Raw genomic sequence first — 21,619 nt, forward strand, 5'->3', positions numbered from 1 at the left:
CGTGTTTGTGGGGACTCAAGTTCGGTAAGTGCATAATCGCACCGAGCCGGACAAACGGGAGGACAGCACAATGGCGTGGCTGCTGGTTGTCGTGGCCGGAATTCTGGAGACCGGGTTCGCCGTGTGCCTGAAGCTGTCCCACGGCTTCACGCGCCTGTGGCCGACGGTCGCCTTCTGCTCCTTCGCGCTGGGCAGCTTCGGTCTGCTCACCCTCTCCCTGAAGAAGCTCGACGTGGGCCCCGCCTACGCGGTGTGGACCGGCATCGGCGCGGCCGGCACCGCGATCTACGGCATGGTCTTCCTCGGCGACCTGGTGTCGACCCTGAAGATCGTGTCGATCAGCTTCGTCATCATCGGCGTGATCGGACTCCAACTGTCGGGCTCCGCGCACTAGGCAGGCCCGTCAGGCACCCAGGATCCGATGGGTCGGCGTCAGCGCGCCGCGCACCAGCTCACCGACCCCGCCCTCGCCCGGCGGTGCCGCCACACAGGACAGCGCCAGCCGTACGACGAGTTCGCAGGACCGTGCCAGGTCGACGGTGTCCGGCTTGGCAGCCCCGGGTCCGGCGAGTGCCGCCACGGCACGGTCGCGGACGACGGCCACGAAGTCACCGGGTGAGGGCAGCGGCCCGTCGGCCCGACGCTGTGCCGGTACGGCGGAGGAGGACGGCACCGCGGACAGGGTCGGCGAGGGCAGCCGCTCGCTCCAGCAGCCGGTGAGCATGGCTCGTACCAGCGCGTTCTCGCGGGCCGCCGACGTGGTCCACTCGGCGGTCGCGGTCAGCTGCTCGCGGGCGTCGCTGTGACTCCCGAGCGCCCGCTCGACACCGACGAGATACCCGTCGGCCTCCCTTCTGACCAGCGCCCGCGCGAGCCCCTCCTTGCTGCCGAACTCGTTGTACAGCGTCTGCCGGGACACTCCGGCGGCAGCGGCCACGTCCACCATCCGTACGGTGGACCACGACCGGCGCGCCAGCGCCGTATAGGCGGCGTCCAGCAGGGATTCCCGCGCTGCAGGCATCTTTCGCCTCCCGGGGGCGAGCGGCTCTGCGCCCAGATTTGACGCGCACGGGAGCACTGTCAAGGGTTCGCGGCGGTGCCGGGGGGCGCACTTCGGCCATTGCGCGCGGGAGTTGACGGAGGAGTGCCGCTCAGGGAGGGACGCGATGGTCCCCCACCTCCCGTTTCGCCCACCGGACCCTGTAGCCCCGGCGCGACCCCTGAAGATACGGTTCACGCATGGCCGACTATCACGATGACCTGCGCCTCGCCCACGTCCTCGCGGACGCCGCCGACGCCGCGACGACCGCGCGGTTCAAGGCGCTCGATCTCAAGGTCGAGACCAAGCCGGACATGACTCCGGTGACCGAGGCGGACAAGGCGGCCGAGGAAGTCATCCGCGGTCATCTGCAGCGCGCACGCCCGCGCGACGCGGTCATCGGCGAGGAGTACGGCAGCGAGGGCACCGGCCCGCGCCGCTGGGTGATCGACCCGATCGACGGCACCAAGAACTACGTACGCGGCGTCCCGGTCTGGGCCACGCTGATCTCCCTGATGGAGGCGGCGGAGGGCGGCTTCCAGCCGGTCGTCGGCCTGGTCTCCGCGCCCGCGCTCGGCCGCCGCTGGTGGGCCGCGAAGGGCCACGGCGCCTACACCGGCCGCAGCCTGTCCTCCGCGTCCCGGCTGCGCGTCTCCCAGGTCTCGAAGCTGACGGACGCCTCCTTCGCGTACTCCTCGCTCACCGGCTGGGAGGACCAAGGGCGCCTGGGCGGCTTCCTGGACCTGACCCGCGAGGTGTGGCGCACGCGCGCGTACGGCGACTTCTGGCCCTACATGATGGTCGCCGAGGGCGCGGTCGACATCTGCGCCGAACCCGAACTCAACCTCTGGGACATGGCGGCCACCGCGATCATCGTCACCGAGGCCGGCGGCACCTTCACGGGCCTCGACGGCCGCCCGGGCCCGCACAGCGGCAACGCGGCCGCGTCGAACGGCATCCTGCACGACGAGTTCCTGGGGTATCTCAACATGCGCTACTGAGCACCACAGGACGCCTGCCCACGCCCCCAACCAGCCGCACGCGCCCTCTTGTTGACCCGTGCTTTACCTGCAACTCTGAGAGTCCCCCCACTTGTGAACTTGTGAATCCGGTAACTAACGGACCCACGGTCCGTGACCCACGCGGATTCCACTAGGAGGTGGCCTCACCCCATGCTGCATCCAACGCCGCAACCCACACCGCAATCGACTCCACAGTCCACGCTGGTCCGCGACGCCATGAGCACGGTGGTCCTCACCATCGGCCCCGCCCACACCCTCCGCCAGGCAGCCGCCCTGATGGCCTCGCGTCACGTCGGCGCGGCCGTGGTCCTCGATCCGGACGCCGGCGGCATCGGCATCCTCACCGAACGCGACATCCTCAACTCGCTGGGCCGGGGCCAGAACCCGGACACCGAGCGCGCCCACGCCCACACCACCACCGATGTCGTCTTCGCCACCCCGGCCTGGACCCTGGAGGACGCGGCCAGCGCGATGGCCCACGGCGGCTTCCGCCACCTCATCGTCCTCGACCGGAGCGAGCCCGCCGGCATCGTCTCGGTCCGCGACATCATCCGCTGCTGGGCACCCGCCCGACAGCAGGTACCGGCCTGACGAGTCGCTTGGATTCAGTCCAAGTCCAGGAGCTCTCCAAAATCACACCTATTCGGAAACTGGTCACCCGACTGTTAAGCTGGCGAGCATGAGTGACCTTCTGGAGCGGCTGCGCGGACGCGGATGGCGGATGACCGCACAGCGGCGCGTCGTGGCCGAAGTGCTCGACGGCGACCACGTCCACCTGACCGCCGACGAGGTCCACTCCCGCGCCGTGACCAGGCTCCCCGAGATCTCCCGGGCGACGGTCTACAACACGCTGGGCGAGCTGGTCTCGCTCGGCGAGGTCCTCGAAGTCTCCACGGACAAGCGCGCCAAGCGCTACGACCCGAACGCGCACCGCCCGCACCACCACCTGGTCTGCGCCCAGTGCGGCCAGATCCGCGACGTCCACCCGGACGGCAACCCGCTGGCCGACCTCCCCGACTCGGAGCGCTTCGGCTTCACGGTCTCGGACGTAGAGGTGACGTACCGCGGGCTGTGCCCGAACTGCGCGAGCGCGTAGCAACTCCCTTTACAGGCCCCGGTATTCGCTCGACGCGGACGCCGGGGCTTTGTGCTGCGTACGGGCTTCCCGAATCTGACGGTCCGTCATATCGTCGTGCGGCACCCCCCACCCGTACCGACAGACGTACCGCCCTCCGCAAGGAGCAACCGTGGGAGACCCGCACCCAAAACTCCACGCCACCCAACTGACCCGCACCTTCGGCCGCCCCCCACACCAGGTGGACGCCCTCGGCCCCCTCGAACTCACCGTCGCCCCGGGCGAGTTCGTCTGTCTGGTGGGCCCCTCCGGCTGCGGCAAGTCCACGCTCCTCCGCATAGCCGCAGGCCTGCTGCGCCCCACCACAGGCACCCTGGAGATCCGCACATCGACCCTTCGCCCGGCGGCCATGATCTTCCAGGACTACGGCATCTACGACTGGAAGTCGGTCAGGGCGAACGTGCGCTTCGGCCTGGACATCCAGCGCGTCCCGCGCCGCGAGGCGAACGCCCGCGCCACCGAGTGGCTGACCCGCATGGGCCTCGCCGACTTCGCGCACGCCTACCCCGCGACTCTCTCGGGCGGTATGCGCCAGCGGGTGGCCATCGCCCGCGCACTGGCCGTAGAACCCGAACTGCTCCTGATGGACGAGCCGTTCGCCGCCTTGGACGCCCAGCTCCGCACGATCCTCCAGGACGAACTCCTCGACCTCACACAGACGTTGCACACCACCACCCTCTTCATCACGCACAGCCTGGAGGAGGCGCTGGTCCTGGGTGACCGTGTCCTGGTGATGTCCGCCCGCCCGGGCCGGATCATCGCCGAGCACCGCCCGCCGTTCCCCCGCCCACGCACCGGCGACATCCGCGACACCCCCGAATTCACCGCCCTGAAAAGCGAGTTGTGGGAACTGCTGCGGAAGGAGGCGGTACCGGCATGACCACCATCACCCCCGACCGCCAGGAGTCGGTCCTGGTCCGCCGCCCCGGCCCCCACGAACTCCACCCCGTACGCACCCACCGCCGCCGACGCGCCCTGGAACTCACCCTCGCCGCAGCCGTCCCCGTGGCCCTGGTCCTCTGGTGGCAACTGGCCGCCACCCAGGGCTGGATAGACCCCCGCGTCTACCCGTCCCCGTCCACGATCCTCTCCGACGGCTGGTCCAGGGCGGCGGCGGGCGACCTCTGGCCGGACGTCTGGGCCACCACCGAACGCGTCCTGGGCGGCTACACGATCGGCACGGCGACGGGCTACGCCCTGGGCCTGCTGATGGGCTCCCTGCCCCTGGTCCGAGCCGCGCTCGAACCGCTGCTGGACGCCCTGTACGTGGTACCGAAACTGGCCCTGCTCCCCATCTTCCTGAACATGTTCGGCTTGGGAGAAGGCCCACAGATAGCACTCGTGGCGGCGACGGTCTTCTTCTTCGTCTGGATCTCGACGATGTCGGCGGTGATGGCGATCCCCTCCGGCCACCGTGACGCGGGCCAGGTCTTCGGCGCCACGCCATGGCAGATGTTCCGCCATGTCCTCCTCCCCGCCTCCCTCCCCACGGTCCTGGTGGGCGCGCGCATAGCGGCGGGCGTCGCGGTCCTGGTCATCGTCGCCTCGGAACAGATCGCGGCGACGAACGGCCTGGGCCACCTGATCTTCGACTCCCGCGCGCTGTTCGAGAACGACGTGATGTTCGTGGGCATCGTGTGCGTGGCGGTCCTGGGGGTCGTCTTCTCCGAACTGGTGCGGGTGGCAGGCCGGTTGCTCACACCGTGGGCACCGAGGGACCGAGGACGGGGCCAGTCATGAGAAGGCGTGCGTACGGTACGGCGGTTGTCGTGGCGGCCCTGCTGGCGTCGGTGGGCTGCTCGTCCAAGTACGCGGGGGACAGCGGGACTTCGGGCACAACCGCCGCGGGCCACCGCACGGTCACACCGGTGGACGGCTGCGGCGAGTCCTCCTGGACGGACCCGGCGGACCTCTCCCCCACCCGCGTCCCGGCCCGCTGCCGGCCCCTCGCCCCCTCCCCCCAACCCCTCACCAAAACCCGGAAGTTGACGATCGCGACGGGAACACTGAGCGCGGAGTACGTGGCCCCGCTCGAAGTCGCCGTGGACAAGGGCGAGTTCAAGAAGGAGGGCCTGGACGTCACCCTCAAGGTCCTCCCCACTCCCGACGCTCTGCCACTCCTGGCCAAGGGAGACATCGACGCGATGTGGGCGGCCCCGGAGGCGGCCGTCATGAACGGCGTCAAGGGCGGCTTCGACGTCAAGTGGGTCGCCGGCAACTTCTCACCCGACCCCCAGTCGAAGAGCGGCCTGTGGGTGAAGCTGAAGAAGGGCGAGGCAGCGGCGGACGTCAGGATGGCCGGCCGCAGGATGGGCACGATGATCGGCAAGGGCTCGGTGATCGCGTACCCCATGGAGAAGGCCCTGGCGACCCACGGCGGCGGCCTCGACAAGATCCAGTACCAGCAACTCGGCTCGGCCGACGTCCTCACCGCCCTCCAGAACGGCGGCGTCGACTCGGCCTGGCTCCTGGACCCGGTCTGGCGCAAGGTCGACGACAACCCCCAGTACGCCTTCTTGGGCGGCCAACCGCTGGGCGAGCCCCTGGGCGGCATGCTGTACGGCCCCAGCCTCCTGAACGACGACGTGGACGCTGGCGTGGCCCTCCTCCGCGCCTACATCCGCACGGTGAACACGTACTTCGCGGGCGACTACAAGGCGGACGCGTCCTTCGTCGCCTACCTGGCGAAACTCCTGAAGACGGACGAGACGGTCCTCAAGTCGACCCCGTCGCTCACGATGGACTGGGAGATCCGCGCGGGGACGACGACCCGGCTGCAGTCGGCGTACAAGGCAGCGGGCGTTCTGAAGGGGCCCGCGCTGCCGGAGTCCAAGACGGTCGACCGCTCGCTGTACGAAGAGGCGGTGGGCCACCAGCCGTAGAAACACCGAGGGCCGGAACCCTTTCGGGTTCCGGCCCTCGGCCTTCAGTAGCGGGGACAGGATTTGAACCTGCGACCTCTGGGTTATGAGCCCAGCGAGCTACCGAGCTGCTCCACCCCGCGCCGTTGTGATTGCAACGCTACGTCAGACGACCGGACAGAAGCAAATCGCTTATCAACCCAGGCCAGCTTCACAGCGTCACTTTTGAGCGCAGGCCGGCTTCACTCAGCCCGTCCGGCGTTTGAGGACGAGGCCGTCCAGGCCGAAGCGGGGGCCTGGGGGCGGCAGCTCCCAGTGATGGGACGGGTAGGGGCGGCGGGGGCGAAAAACTACGCCGTCAACTCCTGCCGCAACGCATCCCGCAACCGAGCCGCCCGCTCGGAAACCTCCCGGGGCCCCAGCGTCACCGCCCGATCAGCCCACCGCTGTCCCTCGGCCAGCTCCCCCCGACGCGCGTACACCAGGGCCAGCCGCAACGCCGCCCGCCCATGCCCCGCATCAGCGGCCCGAGCCCACCACACGGCAGCCTCAGGCTCACTCCCCTCCCGGGCAAGCAACAGCCCAAGATTGAAAGCCCCGTTACGAGACCCGGCCTCGGCAGCCTCCCGGTACCACCGAGCCGCCTCGACGACATCGCCCCGCGCAGCGGCCAGCATCCCGACCCGAACCTGCGCCCGCCGATGCCCCTGAGAAGCCGCCCGCTCGTACCACTCCTCGCACTCGGTCTTCTCATGCACCTGCTCACCCAGCTCATGCGCGGGCGCAGGCGGCCGCCGGGCGTCAAGCACCGAGGCCAGCCGGTACGCGGCCTCCGCACTGCCCCCACCGGCCGCACACCGCAGATGCCGCTCGGCCTCCCGCTCGTCCCCGTCCCGAAGCCGGGCGATCCCGACCTGCAACGCCGCCTCCGTGTGCCCGGCAGCGGCGGCCCGCTCGTACCAGGGCAGCGCGACGCCCTCCTCACCCCGCCCGGCGAAGAGAATCCCGAGGTTGAACGCCGCGTCCACGCTCCCGGCCTCCGCGGCCTTGGAGAACCACGGCTCGGCCCCGGTCGCGTCGCCACCCTGGAGCAGCAGCACGGCCAGCGCGTTGGCGGCCTCCCGGTGCCCGGCGTAGGCGGCCCGCCGGTACCACTGCTCGGCCTGCGCGGTACGCGTCTGCTCGGCGCACAGGAGCCCGAGGTTGTACGCGCCGTTCACGTCCCCGGCGTCCATCGCGGCCCGGTACCACCGCTCGGCGGTCTGCGTCTCACCGCGCTCGGCGTGCAGCGCGCCCAGCGCGTTGGCCGCGTTGCCGTCGCCGTCCTGGGCGGCCCGGAGCCACCACACGGCGGCGCTCTCGGTGTCGCCGGCGTCGCGCAGCAGGAACCCGAGCGCGCAGGCGGCCCGCGCCTCCCCGTCCTTCGCGGACGTCAGGTACCAGCGCCCGGCCTCCTTGAGCTCGCCCCGCCGCTCCAGGATCGCCCCGAGCTGCAGCGCGGCCCGCTGATGCCCGCGCGCGGCGGCCTGCCGGTACCACTGCTCGGCCTCGTTCCCGGGGTCCCCTGAGGTCTCCGGGGCTCCGGGCGCCGACCCGACACCGTTGTCAGCCCCACCCTCGTCCTCGTGCGGCGCCCGACGATCAAGCGCCCGCGCAAGCCGATAGGCGGCCTCGCGGTGCCCGCGCTCGGCGGCGGACCGCATCCACTGCTCGGCCGCGGTGTCCCCGCGGTGCTCCAGCAGATCGGCGAGCGCATACGCGCCCAGCGCGTGGCCCTGTTCGGCGGACTGGCGCAGCCAGTACTCGGCGGCGGGTTCGTCGCCGCGCTCGCGGTGGTATCGGCCGAGCGCGTGCGCGGCGGCTGCGGATCCCGCCACGGCGGCGATCCGCCACCAGCCGGCGGCGTCGTCGGTGTATCCGCGCTGGTGCAGGAGGACGCCGAGGTTGTTGGCCGCGGCCCGGTCGCCCTCGGCGGTGGCGGCACGCAGCAGGGGCTCGGCTCCGTCGAGATCACCGCGGCGCAGCAGCATCGCTCCGAGGACACTCGTCGCCTCGACGTCGCCGGCCTGTGCGGCGAGCCGTGTGCGTGCCTCGTCGACAGCCTCCCCGTCACCGGTCTCGTCCCGGTCGGAAGGCTGCACAAAACGCCCTGTATCCAACAGAGTTGCCTTGTCCCCCATAACGTCCATCGTCGCACCACCTGCAACCTGGGTACACCTGGTATACCGCAGCCAGTGAGGTCTCTACAGCGTTTTGTCGACATGCCCACAGAGAGACAACACAAACACGGTTTCACCAACTCGCCCCGGCGGCACGGCCGTCACCCTCGTCGGCACATGCGTTCGCACAGCGCGAAGGCCCGGATCCTTAAAGGATCCGGGCCTTCGCGTTCAGTAGCGGGGACAGGATTTGAACCTGCGACCTCTGGGTTATGAGCCCAGCGAGCTACCGAGCTGCTCCACCCCGCGCCGTTGTGTTGCAACCGTACCACGGCGTGAAGTGGGCTTTTCCCTATCCGCTACTGGGGCTGCTGCTCGGACTCGGACTCTTACTGGGACTAGGACTACTGCTGCTCTTGCCGCTGCTACCGCTGCCGTTCTTGCTCTTGTCGGCCGCGGCCTGCGCGTCCTCGGCCCGCTGCAGCGCGGACTGGAGATCCTTCTGCGCCTGCCCGTACGCCTCCCAGTCGCCCTTCTTCAACGCCTGTTGCCCGGCGTCGAATGCCTTCTGGGCGTCGGTCAACGCGGCCTGGACCGTGGGGTTGCTGGACGTCGGTGGAGTGGTGGTCTCGTCCGGTGGCGGAGTCGTGGTGCTCTCCGCGCCGAAGACCTTGTTCAACCCCTCGTCCAGGGTGTCCTCGAAGGCGGTCTTGTTCCCGTAGGCCACCAACACCTTGCGCAGGAGCGGGTACTTGAGTCCACCACCGCGTACGTAGACGGGCTCCACGTACAGCAGTCCCCCGTCGAGCGGCACCGTCAGCAGGTTGCCGTACTCGATGTCGGAGTCGCCGCCCTTGAGCAGCTTGATGGATTCGGCGATGTCCTGTTGGGAGTTGAAGGCGCTCTGCACCTGTTTAGGCCCGCCGACGGTCGTACTGGTCGGCAGCTTCAGGATTCTGATCTTGCCGTAGTCCGGGGTGCCTGCCTCGGAGTCGACGGCCATGAAGGCGCTGAGGTTGTCTCTGCCGTTCGGTGTGAACGTCGTCGTCAACGAGAAGGCCTGCGCGGACTGGTCCGGCATCTTCATGCTCAAGTAGTACGGCGGCACCGCACTGTTGGACTGGTTCGTCGGGTCGTTCGGGACCTGCCACACCTCGCTGCCGCTGAGGAACGTCTGCGCGTCCGTCACGTGGTAGCGGGTGAGGAGTTCGCGCTGGACCTTGAACAGGTCCTGCGGGTACCGGAGATGGGCCATCAGCGAGGACGAGATGTCCTTCTTGGGCTCGACCGTGTTCGGGAACGCCTTCATCCAGGTCTTCAGGACCGGGTCCTCGGTGTCCCACTGGTAGAGCTTGACGGCACCGGTGTACGCGTCGACGGTCGCCTTCACCGAGTTGCGGATGTAGTTGACCTGGTTCTGCTGGGCCACCACCGCGCGGTTGTTGTTCGTCGCCGTCAGCGAGTCCGCCGTGGTGTCGCCGAGGGTCGTACGCGAGGCGTACGGGTATCCGTTGCTCGTCGTGTACGCGTCGACGATCCACTGGATACGGCCGTCCACGACCGCCGGGTAGGCGTCACCGTCGATGGTCAACCAGGGCGCCACCGCCTCGACGCGCTCCTTGGGCGTGCGGTTGTACAGGATCCGCGAACCCTCGCCGATCGCACCGGAGTACAGGATCTGCGGCTCGTTGAACGCCACCGCGTACGCGGCCCGGTTGAGCGGGTTGGAGAGGTTGACCCCGCTCTTGCCGGTGTAGCTGGTGGTCTTCTCGCCGCTGTCGTCGGAGTAGTCGATCTCCTTCTGGGGACCGCCGACGATCGAGTACGTGGTGGTCTTCTCGCCGTAGTAGATCTGCTGCTTGTACGTCCCGAGGTCACCCGTGGACGGCAGATCGGACTCGGTGAAGACCGGGCGGCCCTCGGAGTCGACCTCGGTGCCCTTGGCGGCGACCACGCCGTAGCCGTGCGTGTAGCGGAAGTGGTCGTTGATCCAGTTGTTCTTCGGGATGCCGTTGAGGTTCAGCTCACGCAGACCGATGACCGTGTCCTGGTCCTTGCCGTCCTCGCTGTAGCGGTCGACATCCAGGTTGGTCGGGAACGCGTAGTAGTTCCTGATCTGCTGGAGCTGCTGGAACGTGGGCGACACGACGTTCGGGTCCACGATCCGGATGCTCGCCGTGGAGTCGACGTCGGAGCGCAGCTTGGTCTTGTCCTTGGTGGTGCTCGTCCCCGAGTACTCCGTGACCTTGGTGTCGTCGATGCCGTAGGCCTCGCGCGTCGCCTTGAGGTTCTTCTGGACGTACGGGGCTTCCTTGGCCTGCTCGTTCGGCTGGACCGTGAACTTCTGGACGATCGCCGGGTACAGGCCGCCGATGAGGATCGCGGAGAGCACCATCAGGCCGAAGCCGATGACGGGCAGCTGCCAGGTGCGCCGCCACAGGGTGGCGAAGAACAGCAGCGCGCAGATGACGGCGATGCAGAACAGGATCGTCTTGGCCGGCAGATACGCGTTCGCGTCGACGTATCTCAGGCCCGTCCAGTCACCGGTCGCCTTGAAGTCGCTGGACTTCACGGCGAGTCCGTACCGGTCGAGCCAGTAGGCCACCGCCTTGAGCGCGACGAAGATGCCGAGCAGCACCGACAGATGCCCGGTGGCCGCGGCCGTGGCGCGCGCGCCCGGGCTGGTGATGCGCAGGCCGCCGTACAGGTAGTGCGTCAGCGCTGCGGCGAGCAGCGAGAGGATCGCGGCGGCGAAGCCGAAGCCGAGCAGGAAGCGGTACCAGGGCAGGTCGAACGCGTAGAAGGACACGTCGAGGTGGAACTGCGGGTCCTTCTGGTGGAAGGGCACTCCGTTGACCCACATCAGCCAGACCCGCCACTGACTGGACGCGGACGCCCCCGCGATCAGCCCGACCAGAGCGGTGATCGCCAGAAGCAGCCACTTCTTGTACGGGGCGATGCCCATCCGGTAGCGGTCGAGGCTCTGCTGCTCCATCGACATCGCGCTGAGCGGCGGGCGCAGGCGGTGCGCCAGCCAGATGTTCACGCCCACCGCGGCCGCCATCAGAAGGCCGAAGACGAAGAACAGCCCGATCTTCGTCGTCAGGGTGGTGGTGAACACGGACGAGTAATGCACCGACCGGTACCAGAGCCAGTCCGTCCAGAAGCCCGCGAACATCGTGAACGCCATGCCGAGTACGGCAAGGACGCCCAGTGTCATGAGCAAAGTCCGGACGCGCCGGGACGGGCGGCCCACTCTGATCCGCGGCCCTGTCGGGCCTCCGCCGCGGTCCGGCATCTGGAAAGCCAAGGTGCGCACCTCGAAGTTCGCTGTTGGTCGCTGTCGTTGCGTCAGGTCCCCGGTGTCGAGGGCCCTCCGTAGCCCCACGTGATCGCGGGCCCACACCTATGCAACTTACTCACCGTTTACTCGGTTCCCGATTCCGGCCATGAACGAGGCAGGATTGTGACCATGTCCAACACTCCCATGGCAGCGAACCCCCTCACCCGGGCCGTACTCGAGATCGACGAGTACGCCGCCGGGCTCGGCTGGGACCAGCCCGCTCGCCTCTTCGCCCTGGTAGACACCGCGCGGCTGCGGGCCCAGGAACCCGGCCTCGCGGCCCAACTCGGCCTGCGGGACGAGCCCGAGACCACCGCTCTCACCCCGATCGAGCAGGAGGAGATTCCGGCCGGAAAGCCGCTGGACGAGTTCCTCGGCACGATCGCCTGGCCCGACGCGGTGGCCGGCTGCGCGCTCACCGTCGAGCGCCTGATGCTGCCGCCGTCCGCCGAGGCCTCCGTCCCGGAGGGCTTGAGCGGGAAGAAGCTCACCGAGTGGGTCGCCCAGCACCCGGACCGTCAGGAGGTCCGGATGACGGTCGCGGTCCTGCGCGACGGCACCCGCGACTCGGCCCTGCGCCTGCGCGAGAAGGACTCCCCCACGGAGGTCCTCACGGGCGGCGCCCTGGTCCCCGGCCTCGCGGAGGCCCTGTCGGCGACCTTCGAGGACTGACGCCGTCCGCTACGACTGCGGTTCCTCGGGTACGACTCCGGGGGCGCCCTCTGTGTCAGGGCGCCCCCGGAGTCGTAGGCGAGGTCTTCTTAAGAAGGGGGTCGTTCAGCTCTTGGTGCTGCACTTCGGGAGGTCGTCGGTCTTGCCGCTGTTGATCAGCTTGAGGTCGCTGATCGCGTCCTTGATGGTGTCGACCTTGACGAGCCTGAGGCCACTGGGGGTGTCCTTGGCAGCTTCAGCACAGTTGTCGGCGGGCGTCAGGAAGTACTGGGCGCCCTTGCTGCGCGCGCCGACCGTCTTCATCGAGATGCCGCCGATCGGGCCGACCTTGCCGTCGTCGTCGATCGTGCCGGTGCCCGCGACGAACTTGCCGCCGGTGAGGTCGCCCGGGGTGAGCTTGTCGTAGATGCCGAGCGCGAACATCAGGCCGGCGCTGGGGCCGCCGACGTCGGCGAGCTTGATGTCGATGGTGAACGGGAACGTGTGATCGGTTCCGGCGGAGATACCGACGATGGCGCGCTTCGTGCCGGTGTCGTCGGAGGTCGCGGTGGTGATCGTGATGTTCTTCGTCGCGGTGGCCGTCTTGTTCGCCTTCACGGCGGCGGCCTGCTCCTTGGCGGGCACGATCGTGAACACGACGTTCTCGCCGGGCTTGTGCTTGGTGACCAGCTTCGCGACGTCGTCGGGCTGCTTCACCGCCGTACCGTCGACGGCCTTGATGACGTCACCGGCGTGCAGCTTGCCCTCGGCCGGGGTGCCCTTGACGACCGTCGAGACGATCACCCAGGACTTCACCGGGACACCCAGCTGGTCCAGGGCGGCGACCTTGGCGCTCTCCTGGGACTGGCTGAACTCCTCGGCGTTCTCCTGGGTCGACTGCTGCTCCGTCTTGCCGTCGGGGTACAGCGTGTCGTGCGGAACGATCTTGTCGTCGTGGGCGAGCCAGCCGTACACGGCCTCGATGAGGTTCATGTTGTAGTCGGCGCTGGTGACGCGGACCGTCGTCATGTTCAGGTGACCGGTCGTCGGGTAGGTCTTGCGCCCGTTGATCTGCAGTACCGGCTCGCCGTCGTGGTCCCCGAGCGTGTTCACCGTCGGGCCCGGCGACATCTCCGCGTACGGGACGTTGATGAGGACTCCCGCGCACAAGAGCGCGATCAGCATCAGGGTGGAGGCGAGCATCGTCGCGGTGCGGCGTGGCATGGCACGACAGTACGGGACGCGTCTGTCAGCGCACCGTCAGGGCCGCCTTCCGATCATGTGCCGGAGTGGGACTTCTCCATGGCCTCGCGGAACCGGGCATAGCCGTCCAGTTCCGGGCCGTCGCTGCGCATCCTGCGGGTCCGGTTGGCCCAACTTCCCCACACGCCGGCACCTATCGCAGCCGCCAGCGGAATCAACAACCAGGCGAGTGCCGCCATGCCGACCTCCCAACCCCGGATGAGTGACCTCAACTGACTGATCAGCAGATTAGCCAGCCCCACTGACAACGCTCGTGCCCGGGGGGCGGTTACGCAACCGGAGGGCGGCGGACGACAGGCGCGTGATCGTGCGTCAACAGGCGCCGACCCACTCCTCGGTGCCGTCGGAGAACTTCTGGTGCTTCCAGATGGGCACCTCGTGCTTGAGGTCGTCGATCAGCTTCCGGCAGGCCTCGAAGGCATCGCCCCGGTGCGGACAGGACACGCCGACGACGACCGCGAGGTCCCCGATGCCGAGATCCCCCACACGGTGGACGGCGGCGAGCGCCCGTACCGGATACTCCGCGACGACCTTCTCGGCGACGCGCCGCATCTCGTCCTCGGCACTGGGGTGGGCCGAGTACCCCAGCTCGTCGACGTCGGCCCCGCCGTCGTGGTTGCGCACGGTCCCCACGAAGAGGGCCATCCCACCGGCCGCGTCGTCCCCCACGGCCCGGAAGACCTCGTCCACGGAGAGCGGCGTCTCCCGGATCCCGATCAGCTTGATGGGATCCTGCGCGGCCTGCTCACCGGGATGGTCGATCGTGGGTGCCATGCCTCCATCGTGCCGCACCTCGCGGACAGCGAGGAATAGCACTTTCACCAGGCACACGCGTGTGGGGACTTGGAGCCTCCTACAGGAGGGTGACTCCCGACCGGGGAACGGGTCAGATCCGCCGCCGGGCCTTCCGTGCCCGTCGTACGACCGCCGCCGCGCCCAGCAGTGCGACCGTCGCGCCCGCGGCACCCGCCGCCGTCGCGTCCTTGCGGCCGAGCCGTCGCCCGACGACCGTGTGCCGCCCGGAGACCTCCTCCAGCAGCTCCGCGAGCACTTCCTCGTTGGTCCACTGCGGCCGCCAGCCCGCGTCGTGCAGCCGGCTCCCGCTCACCACCCAGGGGTACATCGTGTACGCGAGGTCGCCGGCCGGGGACGGGGTGAGCCCGATGCGGTGCAGCCGGGCCGCCGCGCCGAGCGCGACCGCGGAGGGCAGCTCCATGCGGCGGATCCCGCTGAGCTCCTCGACCTCCTCCTGCTCCAGCCATCCGTCGCACCCGACTGCAAGCTCGCCCTCGACCTTCTCCAGGACGGCGTACTCCAGGGCGCTGCACAGGTCCTCGACGTGGCAGAACTGCCAGGCGGGCCGCGACCCGGCCACCACCAGCAGCCGGGGTGACTCGAAGTACCTGGTCAGCGCGGTGTCGGTGCCGCCGACGAGCACTCCGGGGCGGACGACGGTCACGTTGAGCCCGGGATGCGCCCGGGGCGCGCGCCGTGCGAGACGCTCGACCTCGAGCAGGTCGCCGACGCCGGTGGCCTCGGCGGTGGCGCGCAGTTCGGCGTCCTCCGACAGCGGCAGTTCGTTGTCGGGCAGCGCTCCGTAGACCATCGCCGAGGTGCACAGCACGACCCGGTGGACGCCGGCCGCCGCGGCCGCGGTCAGCACGGTCTGCGTCCCCCGCACGTTGTACGCCGAACGGGCGGCCGGGTCGGTCTCCAGATCGAGGTCGAGCGCCAGATGGACGACGACGTCCGCGCCGCGCAGCTTCTCCGCGATGGCCGGATCCCGTACGTCGAGGATGTGCCACTGCGCCGCCGCGCACTCGCCGCGCCGCTCGTCGATGGCGATGACCTGCTTGATCTCCTCGGAGGCGGCGAGCCGCTCGGTCAGCAGCGCCCCGATCCCGGACGCGGCGCCGGTGACCGCGACGACGGGCCCGCGCACGGCGGGACTGGTTGAGTGGTTTCGCGCTGCGCGAACCTGCGGATCTGGGGAACTCACCGGGCGTCTCCAGCGGTTGTCTTCAGTACGGATGCGCGTGACGCGTCCGGACCAGGTGGCATCCATCCTGCCGCAGGCCGGGTCTCGGCGAAGCACTGAGGCCCGATCGGCCCGCGGTGTCTACGCTGGGTGGTGTTGAAGGGCAGTCGCGCCGTCGGAGAGAACCGGCGGCCTTAACAGCCGAGGAATCCCGTGAGTGACACCCCATTCGGATTCGGCCTTCCGCCGGAGGAGCCGGACGACGGCGACGAGGGCAAGAAGAAGGACCAGGAGAGCGGTGGTGGTCAGGGACCGGCCAACCCGTTCGGTTTTGGCGGCCTGCCAGGTGCCGGGGGCTTTGGCGGCCCCGGCGCGGACAATCCGCTCGCAGCCATGTTCGGCTCGCTGAACCCCAATGACCTGGGCGCCGCGTTCCAGCAGCTGGGCCAGATGCTCTCGTACGAGGGCGGCCCGGTGAACTGGGACATGGCCAAGCAGATCGCCCGCCAGACGGTCTCCCAGGGCACGCAGGACGGCGTCAAGGACGCGAGCATCGGCCCCGCCGACCGCAGCGCGGTCGAGGAGGCGGTGCGCCTGGCCGACCTGTGGCTGGACGACGCGACGTCGCTGCCGTCCGGCGCGGGCACCGCCGTGGCGTGGTCCCGCGCGGAGTGGGTCGAGGCCACCCTTCCGGCCTGGAAGGAGCTCGTGGACCCGGTCGCCGAGCGCGTCGGCGCGGCCATGGGTGACGTCCTGCCGGAGGAGATGCAGGCCATGGCGGGCCCGCTGATCGGCATGATGCGCTCGATGGGCGGCGCCATGTTCGGCACGCAGATCGGGCAGGCCGTGGGCACCCTCGCGGGCGAGGTCGTCGGCTCGACCGACATCGGTCTGCCGCTCGGCCCGGTCGGCAAGGCCGCGCTGCTGCCGCTGAACATCGAGGCCTTCGGCAAGGACCTGGGCGTCCCGCAGGAGGAGGTGCGGCTCTACCTCGCTCTGCGCGAGGCGGCCCACCAGCGCCTGTTCGCGCACGTGCCGTGGCTGCGCTCGCACCTGTACGGCGCGGTCGACGGGTACGCGCGCGGGATCAAGGTCGACACCGCGAAGCTGGAGGACGTGGTCGGCCAGTTCGACCCGGCGAACCCGGAGCAGTTGCAGGACGCCCTCCAGCAGGGCATGTTCCAGCCGGAGGACACACCGGAGCAGAAGGCCGCCCTGGCCCGTCTGGAGACGGCTCTGGCGCTCGTCGAGGGCTGGGTCGACGCGGTGGTCCACGCGGCCGCGAAGCCGCGTCTGACGTCCGCCGACGCGTTGCGCGAGACCCTGCGGCGCCGTCGTGCGACGGGTGGTCCCGCCGAGCAGACGTTCGCCACGCTGATCGGCCTTGAACTGCGCCCGCGCCGACTGCGTGACGCCTCCCGCCTGTGGGCCTCGCTCACGGACGCGCGCGGTGTCGACGGCCGGGACGGTCTGTGGGCCCACCCGGACATGCTGCCGACGGCCTCGGACCTGGACGACCCGGACGGCTTCGTGCACCGCGAGCAGCTGGACTTCTCCGAGCTGGACAAGATGCTCGGCGAGGCGGCGAGCGGCACCGCGGAGAAGCCGAACCTGACGAAGGACGAGGACTCCAAGGACGACGACACCGAGTGAGCCTGTACGACGACGCGGTCCTCGTACTGAAGAGCTACGAGGACCAGACGGACCTGCGCCAGGCCTACCTGGACCACCTGGCCGCCCACCCGGACGGCATGTGGAAGTCCTGCCACACCGGGCACGTGACGGCGAGCGCCCTGGTGATCGACCCCGAGCAGGGTCGCGTGCTGCTCACCCTGCACAAGAAGCTGCGGATGTGGCTCCAGATGGGCGGCCACTGCGAGCCGGAGGACACCTCCCTGGAGGCGGCGGCCCTGCGCGAGGCCACGGAGGAGTCGGGCATCACCGGACTGACACTGCTGCCAGGCGGCCCGGTCCGCCTCGACCTCCATCGCATCCCGGCACCGTGCCACTTCCACTACGACGTCCAGTACGCGGCCGTGGCAGCTCCGGGCGCCGTCCAGGAGATCAGCGACGAGTCCCTCGACCTGCGCTGGTTCCCCTACGACGAGGTGGCTGCCGTAGCGGACGAGTCGGTCCTACGGCTGCTGGAGGCGACGCGCGCCAGGCTCTGAGCGGGGTGGGGGAAGCGTTGAACGTGTAAGGGGCGCCCGCGACTGCGGGCGCCCCTTACGTTGGTTTTCCGGACGGTCAGCTCCAGGCGTTGCCCTGGTTCTGGGCGTGCACGCCCTGCTGGCCCATGCCGAACTGGGCGGCGAGGCCCTGGCCGATCGCGGCGTTCTGCGGCGGGAGCAGTTCGCTGGGCTGGACGAGCGCGTAACCGCTGCCCATGAAGCTCAGCTCCCAGCCCTCACCGGTGTTGCCGCGGCGCCGCCACACCCCGGAGGAGTGCGTCTGGGCCTGCATCTGAACGCGCAGGCCGGTGGACCAGGCGACGATGGCGTCGGCGTCGCAGTTGACGTACTTGTCGGGCGTGACCTGCATCATCAGGGGCGCGCCCGAGGTCATAAGGGCGACCTTGCCGCGGCCGGTGATGTTGAGCTGGTACTTCCCGGAGCCGGAGATGCCGTACTGGCTGTCCACGGCGATGACCTCGTGGTGCAGCGAGGAGTCCATCGCGAGGACGTAGCTGCTGTCGACGGTCAGGCCGTCCTGTTCCACATCCACTACGTGGATGTGCTGGGCGAGGTTGGCGAGGAAGACCGTGCCCTGCCCGTGGCAGCGCATCAGGCTGAGGCCCTCGCCGGTGGCCGCACGCGCGTAGGCCTGCTGGGTGTTCTGGTACTCGGCGTCGAACTCGACGAGCCCCTGGTAGGCGACCATCGTGCCCTTGCGGGCGAGGATGTCGTCGTGGCCCTCCAGGACGATGCGCAGCATCTGCTTGTTCTGCAGGCTGTAGCGGTCCTGGGACTGCGAGTCGTTGAACGCGAAAAGCGGGCTCTGCATGGTGTCGTGTTCCCCCCTCAGCCCCGGAACCGGAGACGGTCGGTGCTGTCCTCGCTGGGCTGGACGACGACGAAGCCCGTCCCGGAGAAGGCCATCTGGTAGGCCTCGCCGCTGCCGCGCCCGATCAGCGACTGCGCCTTGAAGCTGCGCTTGCCCTTCACCTTGAGGTTCGGGGACCAGGCGACGAGCGCGTCCGGGTCGACGTACGTCTCGTCCTCGCCGCCGCCGCAGTCGACGACGATCGGCTTGCCGCGGGAGGTCAGCGCGACCCAGCCCTGGCCGGTGATCTTGGTGTTCCACAGGCCCTGGCCTGCGAACTTCGCCAGCCCCTTGACCCGCTCCACGCCCCAGGTGAGGTGGGCGTCGAAGGCGAGCAGGTTGGTGGCGTTGACGGAGATCCCGTCGCCGTTGAGGTTGATCACGACGACGTCGGCGCCGTAGTCGGCGAGGTAGAGCAGTCCGTCCCCGGAGCACTTCATCAGGGGCGCGCCCTCGCCGGTCATCCAGTCGCGCGCGATCTGGCGCACGGCCGGCGGGTTGGGCTCGTACTGGATGAAGCCTTCGTAGGCGATCATCGAGCCCACGCGCGCGAAGAGGTCGCTTCCGGTCTGCATGGCGACCTTCAGCATGTTGTTGCCGTGGTTCTCCATGCGGGCGGAAACGGGTGCGGGGGCGTAGCCCGCGAGCGGCTGGTTCATGACGGGCTCCCTCAGACCTCGTACGGCTGGACGACGATGAAGTTTCCGGGGGCGGCCCGGAACTGCAGGTTGACGCTCTCCCCGGTGTCTCCGGGGTACGCGTTGCGGCGCATCCGGACCTGGCTGGAGACGATCACCTGGGCGGCCGCGGACCAGGCGACGACCGCGTTGCAGTCGGCGAACGTGGTCGGCGTGACCGGCAGGACGACGGGCTCGCCGTGGGTCTTCACGACAACGGTGCCGGTCCCCTGGAACTGCATCGTGAACAGCGCGCCCCCGGGGATGCCGTGTCCCTCGATGCGTCTGACCTCGTGCTGGAGGCTCTCGTCGAAGGCGAGGACGTTCTCGGCGGAGACGCAGATCGCGTCCCCCTGGAGCTCGACGGGGTGCAGGTTGGTCGAGTTCTCGGCGAGGAACACCTGGCCCTGGCCCGTGCAGCGCATCAGCTGCATCTCCTGGCCGGTCGCGTTGCCCACGATCCGTCCGGCGAATCCGGCGCCCTTGTAGCCGAAGTCGACCTTGCCCTGGTAGAGCACCATGCTGCCCTGACGGGCCAGCACGGGCTGGCCGCCGATGCCGAGGTCGACGCGGATGAGCTTCTTGTTCTGCTGCGTCCAGCGCTGCCCGGTGGGCGTCTCCTTGAACTTCTCCAGCGCGGCCGACACACCGGCGCCCTGGGGAGAGCCCTGGGGCACTCCGTAGCCGGCGGCCTGGCCCGGGACCTGCCCGAAGGGAGGCTGTTGCTGCCCGTAGCCGGGAGGCGCGGGCGGCTGGCCGTAGCCGGGGGGCGGAGTCGGCTGACCGTACCCGGGCGGCGGACCCGGCGCGTGCGGGGCCTGGGGCTGCGCGTAGCCGGGCGGCGGAGGCGGGGTCTGGCCGGGGGCCTGCTGTCCGTACGGCGCCTGCGGCTGACCGTAGGGCGCGGGCACGGGACCCGGGGGCGGCACGGTGCCCGCCCCGGGCGGGGTCATGGGCGCGATGATGGTCGGCGCGGCATGCACGGAGGGCGCGGGCGCCGGCGGGGGTGTGTACCCCTGCGCGACGGGCTGGGGGGCCGGGGCGGGTGCCGGAGCCGCGGGGGCGCCGAACGCTGGCGGGGCGAAGCCGGGGGCGGCACCGGACTGCGGCGGCGCGGGCTGCGCCTGCTGCGGCTCGGGGGTCTCCTCCTCGGCGACCTCGCCGCCGAAGTTCTTCAGCAGCGCTTCGAGGCCGCCGTCGAAGCCCTGGCCGACGGCCGCGAACCGCCAGACGTCCTTCAGGTAGAAGTCGCCCAGCATCACGGCCCGCTCGGTGGTGAACTCCGAACCGCTGAACGAATAGCGGGCCACCTCCTCGCCACCCGCGACGATACGGACGTACCCGGGGGCGATCTGCGACATCTGCCCGGCGCCGTCGAGCGTCGCCGTGAACGCCAGCTTGTGGATCTGCGGCGGGATCTTGTCGAGCGTGACCCGGAAGGACTCCGAGTCGCCCGCCTGGGCACCCAGGAGCTGGATGGACTCCTCGGGGGACTTCGGCTGGTTGAAGAACACGAAGTACCGGTCGTCCGAGAGCCGCTCCTCGGCGTCGAGGCCGAAGCAGCTGATGTCGAACGTCAGTCCGGGGCCGGTGATCTGCACACCTACGTACAGATCCGTGCCCGCGGTGAGGTCACTGATCTTGGCCTTGTGGCCGCGTTGGAATTCCCTGGCCATGCGTAACGACCGTCCCCCATCCCGATGCAAGTGAGTCGCGCCAGGCTAACGGCAATCACTGACACCGGAGGAAGTCGGTACAGACCCGGTACACAATCCCCCACAAGAGGGCCTCACTCGTCGCGGGCGCCCGGCGGATGGGGCAGCCGCTCGGCCGCGACCACGCCTTCGAGGTAGCCCTTGGCCCGCTCGGTCCGCGGATACGCCTCCAGGAGCCGCCAGAACCGCGGCCCGTGTCCGGGCACCAGGAGATGCGCCAGCTCGTGCAGCAGCACGTAGTCGACGACGTACTCGGGCATGCCCTGCAGCCGGTGGGAGAGGCGAATACTGCCCTCGGATGGCGTGCAGGAGCCCCAGCGCGTGTTCTGGTTGGTCACCCAGCGCACGGAGGTCGGCCGGGCGCGGCCGTCGAAGTACTGGGCCGACAGTCGCTCGGCGCGCTCGGACAGCTCGGCGTCGCCCAGCACGCGTTTGCTTTCCTGGGCGGCCAGCTTGTCGAGCATGACGGTGACCCAGCGCTTCTCCTCCGCCTCGGACATGCGGGCGGGGATGAGCACGACGGTGCGATCGCCCTCGCGGTACGCGGAGACCGTTCTGCGCCGACGCGCACTCCTGCGGACCTCGATCGCGCTCGCCCCCGAGCCGCTTGGCGGCTGGCTCGTCGTACTGCGCTGTGGTTTTCCGGCGCTGTGCAGTGGGTCGGCGGGCACGCCACGACGTTACCCTCTGCACACGCGGGAAGTCCCGACTCCGGGGCGGTTTCGGTATCGATC

The 21,619-nt window shown here is 69.6% G+C and carries 21 protein-coding genes and 2 tRNA genes; 10 read left to right on the forward strand and 13 right to left on the reverse strand.

Going from position 1 to position 21,619, the window contains the following annotated elements:
* The first annotated feature begins 70 nt into the window (after nt 1-70).
* Nucleotides 71-394: a multidrug efflux SMR transporter gene (locus tag OG504_RS19045; protein ID WP_033282057.1), complete on the forward strand. Its 324-nt coding sequence runs from the start codon at nt 71-73 to the stop codon at nt 392-394.
* Between the two features lie 9 nt (nt 395-403).
* On the opposite strand, the gene OG504_RS19050 is transcribed toward OG504_RS19045, so the two are convergent.
* Nucleotides 404-1,021 (reverse strand): TetR/AcrR family transcriptional regulator, encoded by a 618-nt coding sequence (locus tag OG504_RS19050; protein ID WP_405990894.1) that lies wholly within the window; start codon nt 1,019-1,021, stop codon nt 404-406.
* A gap of 218 nt (nt 1,022-1,239) precedes the next feature.
* On the opposite strand from OG504_RS19050, the gene hisN reads away from it, so the two are divergent.
* The 6 genes from hisN to OG504_RS19080 all read left to right on the forward strand — a co-directional run bounded on the left by hisN (nt 1,240) and on the right by OG504_RS19080 (nt 6,078).
* Nucleotides 1,240-2,040 carry a histidinol-phosphatase gene (gene hisN, locus OG504_RS19055; protein WP_366433843.1) on the forward strand — a complete coding sequence of 267 codons (801 nt, stop codon included), beginning with the start codon at nt 1,240-1,242 and terminating at the stop codon, nt 2,038-2,040.
* A 237-nt stretch (nt 2,041-2,277) separates the two neighbouring features.
* A complete protein-coding gene (locus OG504_RS19060; protein WP_033282054.1) occupies nt 2,278-2,652 on the forward strand; it encodes a cyclic nucleotide-binding/CBS domain-containing protein in 375 nt (124 codons plus the stop codon).
* 88 nt (nt 2,653-2,740) lie between these two features.
* A complete protein-coding gene (locus OG504_RS19065) occupies nt 2,741-3,157 on the forward strand; it encodes a Fur family transcriptional regulator (RefSeq protein ID WP_405990895.1) in 417 nt (138 codons plus the stop codon).
* A gap of 151 nt (nt 3,158-3,308) precedes the next feature.
* A complete protein-coding gene (locus OG504_RS19070; RefSeq protein ID WP_405990896.1) occupies nt 3,309-4,076 on the forward strand; it encodes an ABC transporter ATP-binding protein in 768 nt (255 codons plus the stop codon).
* On the forward strand, nt 4,073-4,936 hold the full coding sequence (locus OG504_RS19075) for an ABC transporter permease (protein ID WP_405990897.1): 864 nt from the start codon (nt 4,073-4,075) through the stop codon (nt 4,934-4,936). Before OG504_RS19070 ends, OG504_RS19075 begins: the two co-directional genes overlap by 4 nt.
* On the forward strand, nt 4,933-6,078 hold the full coding sequence (locus tag OG504_RS19080) for an ABC transporter substrate-binding protein (protein WP_405990898.1): 1,146 nt from the start codon (nt 4,933-4,935) through the stop codon (nt 6,076-6,078). The genes OG504_RS19075 and OG504_RS19080 overlap by 4 nt, the downstream gene beginning before the upstream one ends.
* 48 nt (nt 6,079-6,126) lie before the next feature.
* Here OG504_RS19080 and OG504_RS19085 read toward each other — a convergent pair.
* From OG504_RS19085 to OG504_RS19100, 4 genes are all read right to left on the reverse strand, one after another.
* Nucleotides 6,127-6,200 (reverse strand) — tRNA-Met (locus OG504_RS19085).
* 207 nt (nt 6,201-6,407) lie between these two features.
* Entirely contained in the window at nt 6,408-8,246 is a 1,839-nt protein-coding gene (locus OG504_RS19090) for a tetratricopeptide repeat protein (RefSeq protein ID WP_405990899.1), read from the reverse strand.
* 205 nt (nt 8,247-8,451) lie between these two features.
* A tRNA-Met gene (locus OG504_RS19095) sits at nt 8,452-8,525 on the reverse strand.
* A gap of 43 nt (nt 8,526-8,568) precedes the next feature.
* Nucleotides 8,569-11,514, reverse strand: a complete 2,946-nt coding sequence (locus OG504_RS19100) for a UPF0182 family protein (protein ID WP_405996375.1) — start codon at nt 11,512-11,514, stop codon at nt 8,569-8,571.
* 174 nt (nt 11,515-11,688) lie between these two features.
* On the opposite strand from OG504_RS19100, the gene OG504_RS19105 reads away from it, so the two are divergent.
* Nucleotides 11,689-12,231 carry a PPA1309 family protein gene (locus OG504_RS19105; RefSeq protein WP_405990900.1) on the forward strand — a complete coding sequence of 181 codons (543 nt, stop codon included), beginning with the start codon at nt 11,689-11,691 and terminating at the stop codon, nt 12,229-12,231.
* A 105-nt stretch (nt 12,232-12,336) separates the two neighbouring features.
* Here the strand turns inward: OG504_RS19105 and OG504_RS19110 are convergent, their stop codons facing one another.
* The 4 genes from OG504_RS19110 to OG504_RS19125 all read right to left on the reverse strand — a co-directional run bounded on the left by OG504_RS19110 (nt 12,337) and on the right by OG504_RS19125 (nt 15,472).
* A complete protein-coding gene (locus OG504_RS19110) occupies nt 12,337-13,434 on the reverse strand; it encodes a PDZ domain-containing protein (protein WP_405990901.1) in 1,098 nt (365 codons plus the stop codon).
* A gap of 53 nt (nt 13,435-13,487) precedes the next feature.
* Nucleotides 13,488-13,685 carry a hypothetical protein gene (locus tag OG504_RS19115; protein WP_405996644.1) on the reverse strand — a complete coding sequence of 66 codons (198 nt, stop codon included), beginning with the start codon at nt 13,683-13,685 and terminating at the stop codon, nt 13,488-13,490.
* 100 nt (nt 13,686-13,785) lie between these two features.
* Complete coding sequence (locus OG504_RS19120) at nt 13,786-14,247, reverse strand: molybdenum cofactor biosynthesis protein MoaE (RefSeq protein WP_405990902.1); 462 nt, start codon at nt 14,245-14,247, stop codon at nt 13,786-13,788.
* A gap of 112 nt (nt 14,248-14,359) precedes the next feature.
* On the reverse strand, nt 14,360-15,472 hold the full coding sequence (locus OG504_RS19125; RefSeq protein ID WP_266772347.1) for an SDR family oxidoreductase: 1,113 nt from the start codon (nt 15,470-15,472) through the stop codon (nt 14,360-14,362).
* Between the two features lie 192 nt (nt 15,473-15,664).
* On the opposite strand from OG504_RS19125, the gene OG504_RS19130 reads away from it, so the two are divergent.
* Together OG504_RS19130 and OG504_RS19135 are read left to right on the forward strand one after the other, a co-directional pair.
* A complete protein-coding gene (locus tag OG504_RS19130; RefSeq protein WP_405990903.1) occupies nt 15,665-17,104 on the forward strand; it encodes a zinc-dependent metalloprotease in 1,440 nt (479 codons plus the stop codon).
* Nucleotides 17,101-17,622 carry an NUDIX hydrolase gene (locus OG504_RS19135; RefSeq protein ID WP_405990904.1) on the forward strand — a complete coding sequence of 174 codons (522 nt, stop codon included), beginning with the start codon at nt 17,101-17,103 and terminating at the stop codon, nt 17,620-17,622. The genes OG504_RS19130 and OG504_RS19135 overlap by 4 nt, the downstream gene beginning before the upstream one ends.
* 76 nt (nt 17,623-17,698) lie before the next feature.
* Here OG504_RS19135 and OG504_RS19140 read toward each other — a convergent pair whose 3' ends face one another.
* From OG504_RS19140 to OG504_RS19155, 4 genes are all read right to left on the reverse strand, one after another.
* Complete coding sequence (locus tag OG504_RS19140) at nt 17,699-18,454, reverse strand: AIM24 family protein (RefSeq protein ID WP_033282040.1); 756 nt, start codon at nt 18,452-18,454, stop codon at nt 17,699-17,701.
* Nucleotides 18,455-18,471: 17 nt separating this feature from the next.
* Nucleotides 18,472-19,152: an AIM24 family protein gene (locus OG504_RS19145; protein WP_405990905.1), complete on the reverse strand. Its 681-nt coding sequence runs from the start codon at nt 19,150-19,152 to the stop codon at nt 18,472-18,474.
* A gap of 11 nt (nt 19,153-19,163) precedes the next feature.
* Nucleotides 19,164-20,846: a TerD family protein gene (locus tag OG504_RS19150; protein WP_405990906.1), complete on the reverse strand. Its 1,683-nt coding sequence runs from the start codon at nt 20,844-20,846 to the stop codon at nt 19,164-19,166.
* Between the two features lie 113 nt (nt 20,847-20,959).
* Nucleotides 20,960-21,556: a M48 family metallopeptidase gene (locus OG504_RS19155; protein WP_328679205.1), complete on the reverse strand. Its 597-nt coding sequence runs from the start codon at nt 21,554-21,556 to the stop codon at nt 20,960-20,962.
* Nucleotides 21,557-21,619 lie beyond the last annotated feature (63 nt).

The organism is Streptomyces sp. NBC_00986, from assembly GCF_045162565.1.
In the GTDB taxonomy this organism is placed as follows: Bacteria; Actinomycetota; Actinomycetes; order Streptomycetales; family Streptomycetaceae; genus Streptomyces.